Origin of the sequence: Sulfitobacter sp., assembly GCF_041552635.1 — a bacterium.
Classification (GTDB): domain Bacteria; phylum Pseudomonadota; class Alphaproteobacteria; order Rhodobacterales; family Rhodobacteraceae; genus Sulfitobacter.
Map to the genome: position 1 here is coordinate 1 of NZ_JBFEKM010000181.1, position 7,510 is coordinate 7,510.

At 57.1% G+C, this 7,510-nt stretch carries 6 protein-coding genes and 1 pseudogene; 4 read left to right on the plus strand and 3 right to left on the minus strand.

The features are described 5' to 3' along the window. Positions 1-161: 161 nt before the first annotated feature. Entirely contained in the window at positions 162-1,439 is a 1,278-nt protein-coding gene (locus ABYT07_RS17380) for a glycerate kinase (protein WP_372993293.1), read from the minus strand. 19 nt (positions 1,440-1,458) lie between these two features. Continuing rightward, positions 1,459-3,024 (minus strand): gamma-glutamyltransferase family protein, encoded by a 1,566-nt coding sequence (locus tag ABYT07_RS17385; protein WP_372993294.1) that lies wholly within the window; start codon positions 3,022-3,024, stop codon positions 1,459-1,461. A 171-nt stretch (positions 3,025-3,195) separates the two neighbouring features. On the opposite strand from ABYT07_RS17385, the gene ABYT07_RS17390 reads away from it, so the two are divergent. Genes ABYT07_RS17390 through ABYT07_RS17405 form a run of 4 tightly spaced genes read left to right on the plus strand, consistent with a single transcriptional unit; the run spans position 3,196 to position 7,188 of the window. Beyond that, a complete protein-coding gene (locus tag ABYT07_RS17390; RefSeq protein WP_372993295.1) occupies positions 3,196-4,623 on the plus strand; it encodes a circularly permuted type 2 ATP-grasp protein in 1,428 nt (475 codons plus the stop codon). Positions 4,624-4,627: 4 nt separating this feature from the next. Then, positions 4,628-5,569 carry an alpha-E domain-containing protein gene (locus ABYT07_RS17395; protein WP_372993296.1) on the plus strand — a complete coding sequence of 314 codons (942 nt, stop codon included), beginning with the start codon at positions 4,628-4,630 and terminating at the stop codon, positions 5,567-5,569. Positions 5,570-5,581: 12 nt separating this feature from the next. Further along, a complete protein-coding gene (locus tag ABYT07_RS17400; protein WP_372993297.1) occupies positions 5,582-6,379 on the plus strand; it encodes a transglutaminase domain-containing protein in 798 nt (265 codons plus the stop codon). 56 nt (positions 6,380-6,435) lie between these two features. Beyond that, a complete protein-coding gene (locus tag ABYT07_RS17405; RefSeq protein ID WP_372993298.1) occupies positions 6,436-7,188 on the plus strand; it encodes a peptidase in 753 nt (250 codons plus the stop codon). A gap of 4 nt (positions 7,189-7,192) precedes the next feature. Here the strand turns inward: ABYT07_RS17405 and ABYT07_RS17410 are convergent. Continuing rightward, positions 7,193-7,510: pseudogene (locus ABYT07_RS17410) on the minus strand (glycosyltransferase); the annotation flags it as partial.

Sequence of the window (7,510 nt, forward strand, 5' to 3'; positions counted from 1 at the left end):
ACGCGACTGCGCGTCAAAGATAAACGCCCACCTGACGGGGCCTGATGCTGATTTGGCGCTGTGTCCCGGCGAATTGGTCTTGTACATGGACCAATTCGTGCAAAGCTGCGGCGCGTTGATTGAACAGCATCCTCAGTTGGTGCGTGTCTAGGCAGGTTTCTTCAGATCGACCGGGTTTTCGGCAGTACAATAATCGCGCGGAAATCATTCACATTTGTCAATGTCGGCCCCGTCACCACCTGCCCCTCAATACGGTCAAAGAACCGATGCGCGTCGTTTTCGGCCAAGGCACGCGCAGGGTCGACGCCTGCGATGTCGGCGCGGTGCAAGCTATCAGGGGTCACGATAGCACCTGCCACTTCGGCAGCGCCATCAACACCGTCCGTATCGCAAGCTAGTGCGAAAATCTGCGGTGCCCGGTTCAGCGCCAACGCCAAGGCAAGGCAATATTCGGCATTGGGACCGCCAACACCGTCCCCACGCCGTGTAACCGTCAATTCACCCCCCGAAAGCAAAACGACCGGCGCGTCATCCGAGCCAAGCTTGGCTTGCGCGGCCAAGGCACGTGCCGCATGATCTTGCGCAACCTGCCGCGCTTCGCCTTCAACATCGTTGCCAAGGCGGATTACGGTCAGACCATTCGCGACTGCCAATGCCTCTGCCGCGTCAAGAGACTGCGCGGGGGCGGCGTAAATCTGATTTTGCACCTTTGTCAGGCTCTGATCGTTGGGGGCGATTACTTGCGATCCCTGCTCAAGCGCTGCTGCAACCGACGCGGGCGGGGTGATCTGCCAACGCGCCAAAATTGCACGGGCATCTTCGGTTGTCGTCGCATCGCCCACCGTCGGCCCAGACCCGATCATCGACATGTCATCCCCCGGCACATCAGAGATCATCAGCGCCAGCATTTGCGCCGGATAAGCCGCAGCGGCAAGCTGCCCGCCTTTGACCCGACTTAAATGTTTGCGGATAACATTCATCTGCTGGATCGGCGCGCCCGATGCCAAAAGCGCGGCATTAACCGCCTGTTTTTCCGCCAATGTAATGTCACCCAACGGGGCCACCAACAACGCCGACGCCCCACCCGAAATCAGGGCAAGCACGAAATCATCAGGGCCAAGACCCTCTAGCAGCGTCAACATGCGTAGCGTCGCGGCCTGCCCTGCTGCGTCAGGCACAGGATGCGCGGCCTCTACGATCTCGATTCCCTGACAGGGGCGCGCATACCCATAGCGGGTGATCACCAACCCTTCGCAAGGTCCCCATTCGGCCTCGACGGCTTCGGCCATGCGCGCGCTGGCCTTTCCGGCACCGATGACGACAACGCGGCCCGCGGGCTTAGAGGGCAGAACCCGTGCGAGGCTTTGCATCGGGTCGGCCACTTCGACCGCGCGATCAAACAGGGACCGCAAAAGCGTTTCGGGATCTTCTATTGTCATGATCAGCCTCTAATCCAGCCTAAAACCCAACCGCGCCGCCGTCTTTGCGGTGGTCAGACCCCGCCACATAGCCATCCCCATGCCGCGCTATCAACTGTGCGCCGCCGAACCCAAAGGCATTATCTGGTGCTTCGCGGACAATCTTGTGACCCATGCGTTCCAACGCCGCCACGGTCGCGTCGGGCATTGTGCTTTCGACGGCCACCTCTTTGCCCGCGACGAACCGCCAACGTGGCGCATCGCTTGCGGACTGCGGGGATTGCCCGTGGACCATCATCCGCGTCACCATCTGCACATGGCCTTGGGCCTGCATCGGGCCGCCCATAACCCCAAAGCTCATCAGGGGTGCGCCATTTTGTGTCACAAAACCGGGGATAATCGTCTGGAAGGGCCGCTTGGCCGGACCGATCCGGTTGGCATGTCCTGGCGTGGTCACAAACCCCGCCCCGCGATTTTGCATGCTAATGCCGGTGTTCGGAACAACGACCCCCGACCCGAAGCCCATATAGTTCGACTGGATCAACGACACCATTTTTCCAGACGCATCGGCTGCGGTAATATAGACAGTGCCGCCATGCTTGGGCGCACCTTGCTGCGCCAATATCGCCTTGTTAGGGTCGATTTCCCGCGCGCGGCGAGCCAGATAGTCAGGGGCCAGCATCTGATCTGGCATCACCTCCATATGCGCAGGGTCTGCAACAAAGGCTTCGGCATCGGCCAAACCCAGTTTGATCGCCTCGATCTGCAAATGCAGCGCTTGCGGGCTGTCGGGGTCAAGGCTGGCAATGTCGAAATGCCCGAGCACCCCAAGCGCGCTGAGCGCAGCGATCCCCTGCCCGTTCGGCGGTATTTCATGCAAGGCCACGCCCGCATAATCCTGCTGGATGGTGCCGCACCAATCGGCACGGTGGTTCGCCATGTCGTCCATCGACAGGTCCGAACCGTGGCGCGCGGCATCTGCTGCAATCTGTTCGGCCAACGTCCCTGTGTAAAACGCGGCACCCTTTGTCTCGGCGATCAGCCGCAAGGACTGCGCTTGTGCCGGATTGCGGAACGTTTCGCCTGCTTTGGGAGCCTTGCCGTTTGGCAAGAAACATTCTGCGAAACCGGGCTGACCGGCTAGCGCCTCTCCGCCAAGTTGCCAAAGCCGCGCGACGATCGGCGAGACGGCAAAACCGTTTTCTGCATAGTCTATTGCCGGACCGAACAGTGTCTCAAAGGGTAATGCGCCAAACCGCGAAGACAGGGCGACCCAAGCCGATACAGCCCCCGGCACGGTAACGCTGCCCCAACCGCGTTGCGATATCTCATCTGACCCGAGCCCCGCCGGGGACCGCCCCGAGGCATTTAGCCCGTGCAGTTCCGCCCCATCCCACAAAATTGCAAAGCCATCGCTGCCAAGGCCGGTGCCGGTGGGTTCAACTACAGTCAGTGCAATTGCCGCCGCCAACGCGGCATCAATCGCATTGCCACCACGGTAAAGCATCGAAAGCCCCGCCTGCGCGGCCAAGGGCTGTGACGTGGCAACAATATTGCGCGCCAACAATGGCCCGCGGCGCGTATCGTAAGGTGCTGAAAAATCCATGCGCTATCCTGCATTCGGAAGCCAGCAGGATGCAAGGGGCCAAACGACCGACGTCGCAACTGCCTAAAAAATAGGCGGCCATTTCACATCATGGCACAGCTTGGGACCTGCTTGTGGAACAGCTAAATAAATCCTGCTTGTGGTTCCTGAATTGCGCTCTAACGTTAAGACATGGAAAAAAATAAACAACATTTCGATGAAATGATCTCTGCGCCTGGCAGCGTCAGAAACCCCTACAGTGGTTATGATAAATGGTTTGCCCAGCAAGACCCCGATCATTTGACGCGCAAGTCCCAAGAAGCCGAAACATTCTTTCGCCGCAGCGGGATTACCTTTAATGTTTATGGTCAGGCCGAGGCCCAGGAACGGCTGATCCCATTCGACCTAATCCCGCGTATCATCGCTGAACGTGAGTGGGCAAAACTATCCAAAGGCATTGAGCAACGGGTCACGGCGATCAACGCATTCATCCACGATGTTTATAACCGTCAGGAAATTTTGCGCGCGGGCATCGTCCCTTATGAGCTAGTCGCCAAGAACGATGCTTTCTTGCCGCAGATGATGGGGTTCAGCCCTCCGGGAAAAGTTTACACTCATATTGTGGGCACCGATATTGTGCGCACCGGACCGGATGAGTTTTTCGTACTCGAAGACAATGCGCGGACACCTTCGGGCGTTTCGTATATGCTTGAGAACCGCGAAACCATGTTGCAGATGTTCCCCGAGCTGTTCAGCCAGGTGCGCGTCAAACCTGTCAGCACCTATCCCGGCAGCCTCCACCGCGCGCTGTGTGATTCCGCCCCACCGGCCTGTACTGGTAAGCCGCGCGTGGCCGTTTTGACACCCGGCATTCACAACTCCGCTTATTTCGAACATTCCTTTCTTGCCGACCAGATGGGTGTCGAACTGGTCGAAGGCCATGATCTGCGCGTCGTTGATGGGCGCATCGCCATGCGCACGACCTTGGGGTACGAGCCTGTCGATGTGCTGTATCGCCGGATCGACGATGAATATCTTGATCCGCTTAGCTTTAACCCCGACAGCATGTTGGGCGTGCCCGGCATCATGGACATCTACCGTGCGGGTGGCATCACCATCGCAAATGCCCCCGGCGCGGGGATCGCCGATGACAAGGCGATCTATTCCTACATGCCTGAGATCATTGAATTCTATACGGGCGAAAAGGCGTTGCTGAAAAACGTCGAAACCTACCGGTGCGCCGAGGCCGATGCCCTGAAATACACGCTGGATAACCTAAGGGATCTTGTGGTCAAAGAGGTGCACGGATCGGGTGGCTATGGCATGTTGGTCGGCCCCGCAGCCAGCAAACAAGAGCTGGAGGATTTCGCGGCCAAACTGCGTGCGCGCCCTGCAAATTACATCGCACAGCCAACGCTGTCGCTGTCGACCGTGCCGATCTTTGCCGACAAAGGCTTGGCCCCGCGCCACGTTGATCTGCGGCCCTATGTGCTGGTATCGCCAAAGGGCATCAACATCACCCCGGGCGGGCTGACGCGGGTCGCGCTGACAGAAGGGTCGCTGGTGGTAAACTCAAGCCAGGGCGGCGGAACCAAAGACACTTGGGTTTTGGAGGAGTAGCACAATGCTAGGCAAAACCGCAGGAGGTCTGTACTGGATGTTCCGTTTGCTTGAACGCAGCGAGAACACAGCACGCATGGTCGAGGCAGGGTTTCGGATGGCCCTGACCCGGTCCACCGACAGTGAAACGGAATGGAAATCGGTCGTCACCACATCAGGTGTGCGGCGCGGATACGACGAGATCTACGACCACTACGGCGCGACAGAAGTGATCGACTATCTGCTGCGCGACACCCGCAACCCGTCAAGCGTTTTGTCCGTGAGCAAATCAGCGCGCGACAATGCGCGGTTGGTCCGCACCGCCCTGACCACCGAAGTTTGGGAGGCCGTGAACGAAAACTGGATGGTTCTGACCGATCTGCTGAAGGTCCCGGTGCAGGAAAAAGACCTGCCCGCCGCGCTGGCCACGATCCGCCAGCATTCCGCCTTGGTACGCGGCGCACTGCACGGCACCATGCTGCGCAATGATATCTATGATTTCTCGCGGCTTGGAACGTTCATTGAACGGGCTGACAACACCGCGCGCATCATAGATGTGAAATACTATACACTGTTGCCATCGGTCAGTTTTGTGGGTTCGTCACTGGACAACGTGCAGTGGGAAACGGTGCTTCGGTCGGTATCAGCACATCGGTCTTTCCGCTGGCTGAACCAAGGTGACATGACCGCTTCGGCGATTGCGGATTTCCTGATCTTGGATCGCCGCCTGCCCCGGTCTTTGGCGTTTTGCATCAGTCAGGTTGTTGCGCAGCTGGATGCGCTAGCGGACGATTATGGCGTCAGAATGCCAAGCAATGATATGGCAGGCACTTTGAACAAGGACATGAAATCGCGGGATATCAGCACCATCTTTGACGATGGCTTGCACCAGTTCATCAGTGAATTCATTGCCAAGAACAATGCCCTTGGTCTACAGATAGAAACCGATTTTCGGTTTAACAAATAGGCGGATCCAGACATGCTTCTTCAGATCAGCCACACGACAAAATACAGCTATGACCAGCCTGTTGACTATGCGCTGCAACAGCTACGACTGACGCCGCAAGTGGTGCCCTGCCAAAAGATTGTCGATTGGAACGTTACCTTAAAAGGCGGCGTGATCGAGGCCTTTTACACAGACCATCATGGCAATGACGTACATCTGGTCAATGTCGATGCGGGCGGGCAATCGATTTCGATAACTGCCGCTGGCACAGTCGATACCACCGATACGGCGGGCATTGTGCCGCTTCCCAAAAACGGACCGCCTTTGTGGTACTTCAGCCAGCCTACAGCCCTCACGACGCCTGGCCCCGAAATAAGCGCGCTCGCCGAGCAGAACCGCAAGGATTCAAACACCTTGAACCGTCTTCACGGTCTGTCAAACCTGATCGCTGAAAAGGTAAGCTATGGGAAAGACGGCACCTATGTCGCCACCACCGCCGAAGAGGCGATGCAGGGTGGCACAGGCGTTTGCCAAGACCATGCGCATATCTTTATTGCCGCCGCGCGGGCGGGCGGTATTCCTGCACGCTATGTCAGCGGATATCTGATGTTGGACGGCCAGATAGACCAAGATGCCAGCCATGCCTGGGCCGAAGCTTATGTCGACGGGCTCGGCTGGGTCGGTTTCGACATTTCCAACACCCAAAGCCCCGATGCGCGCTATGTTCGCCTTGCGGTCGGGCGCGATTATCATGATGCCGCACCGTTTTCAGGTTTACGGGTTGGTGACGCAAAAGAAACTATGATTGTAAATCTTCAGGTCCAGCAGTAAGTCGGGCCATGGTTTCGGCGTTGCCGACTTAACAATTTTGAACGGAACTGAATACAATGACCTATTGCGTGGCGCTTCGCTTGGACAAGGGGCTGGTTTTCATGTCGGATACCCGCACAAATGCGGGCGTTGACAACTTTTCAACCACCCGGAAAATGTTCACCTTTCAGGTGCCGGGCGAACGGTTGATCACAATTATGACCGCAGGCAACCTTGCCACAACGCAGTCGTTAATCAGCCTGCTGGAAGAGCGTTCGAAAAAAGCGCTTGAACGCGATCCAAGCATTCTGCACGCACCAACGATGTTTCAGGTGGCGCGTCTGGTCGGCCAGACCCTGCGAGAAGTGATTGTCGAAATCCAAAGCAAAGGGCAAATGACAGCCGCAAGCTTTCAGGCGACCGTCATCGTTGGCGGGCAGATCAAAGACGGATTTCCCACGATGTTTTTGGTCTACCCCGAGGGAAACTTCATCGAAATCACCGAAGACACGCCGTTCTTCCAGATTGGCGAGACGAAATATGGCAAACCTATTTTGGTCCGCGCCTATGAACCCCACATGAGCCTGCAAGACGCAGTGAAATTGTTGCTGGTGTCGTTTGATTCAACGCTCAAGGCTAATCTGTCGGTCGGCCTGCCGATTGACGTTCAAACCTATGAGAATGACACCTTCGAAATCGCAACCAAGACCCGAATCGAACAAGAAGATCCGATGTATCAGTCGATCTCAAAGGGGTGGGGCGACGCGTTGAAAAGTGCTTTCCAGACCTTGCCGTCTTACGACATTGAATCGGGCAAGCGCCAAAAGTAGCGTATTAGAAAAATTGCGATACTTTGGAGAGATTCTTGCGCGCCAAAGTTCCGAATCCGCCAACGCCATTTCTGCGAATACTGCGATAGTCTTCGCTGCTTTTGCGCAGGATGTTGACGATTGAACCGTTGCTCTTGCCGCCACGTCGCATTTTGACCATGACCTCGGGCAGATAAGCAAGGTTAACCTTGCCCTTAGACAGATAGCGCAGCATCGCGTCGTAATCCGCACCGACAGAATAGGACGTGTCATAAAGCCCCCAGCTGTCAAACACGCTCCGGCGCAAATAGACGGTTGGGTGGGGGGGCATCCAGCCTTGGCG

Excerpts from the sequence above, each read along its gene's own strand:
- ABYT07_RS17390 (WP_372993295.1), top strand. The coding sequence starts at position 3,196 with ATGGAAAAAAATAAACAACATTTCGATGAAATGATCTCTGCGCCTGGC.
- ABYT07_RS17400 (WP_372993297.1), top strand. The coding sequence starts at position 5,582 with ATGCTTCTTCAGATCAGCCACACGACAAAATACAGCTATGACCAGCCT.
- ABYT07_RS17405 (WP_372993298.1), top strand. The coding sequence starts at position 6,436 with ATGACCTATTGCGTGGCGCTTCGCTTGGACAAGGGGCTGGTTTTCATG.
- ABYT07_RS17380 (WP_372993293.1), bottom strand. The coding sequence starts at position 1,439 with ATGACAATAGAAGATCCCGAAACGCTTTTGCGGTCCCTGTTTGATCGC.
- ABYT07_RS17395 (WP_372993296.1), top strand. The coding sequence starts at position 4,628 with ATGCTAGGCAAAACCGCAGGAGGTCTGTACTGGATGTTCCGTTTGCTT.
- ABYT07_RS17385 (WP_372993294.1), bottom strand. The coding sequence starts at position 3,024 with ATGGATTTTTCAGCACCTTACGATACGCGCCGCGGGCCATTGTTGGCG.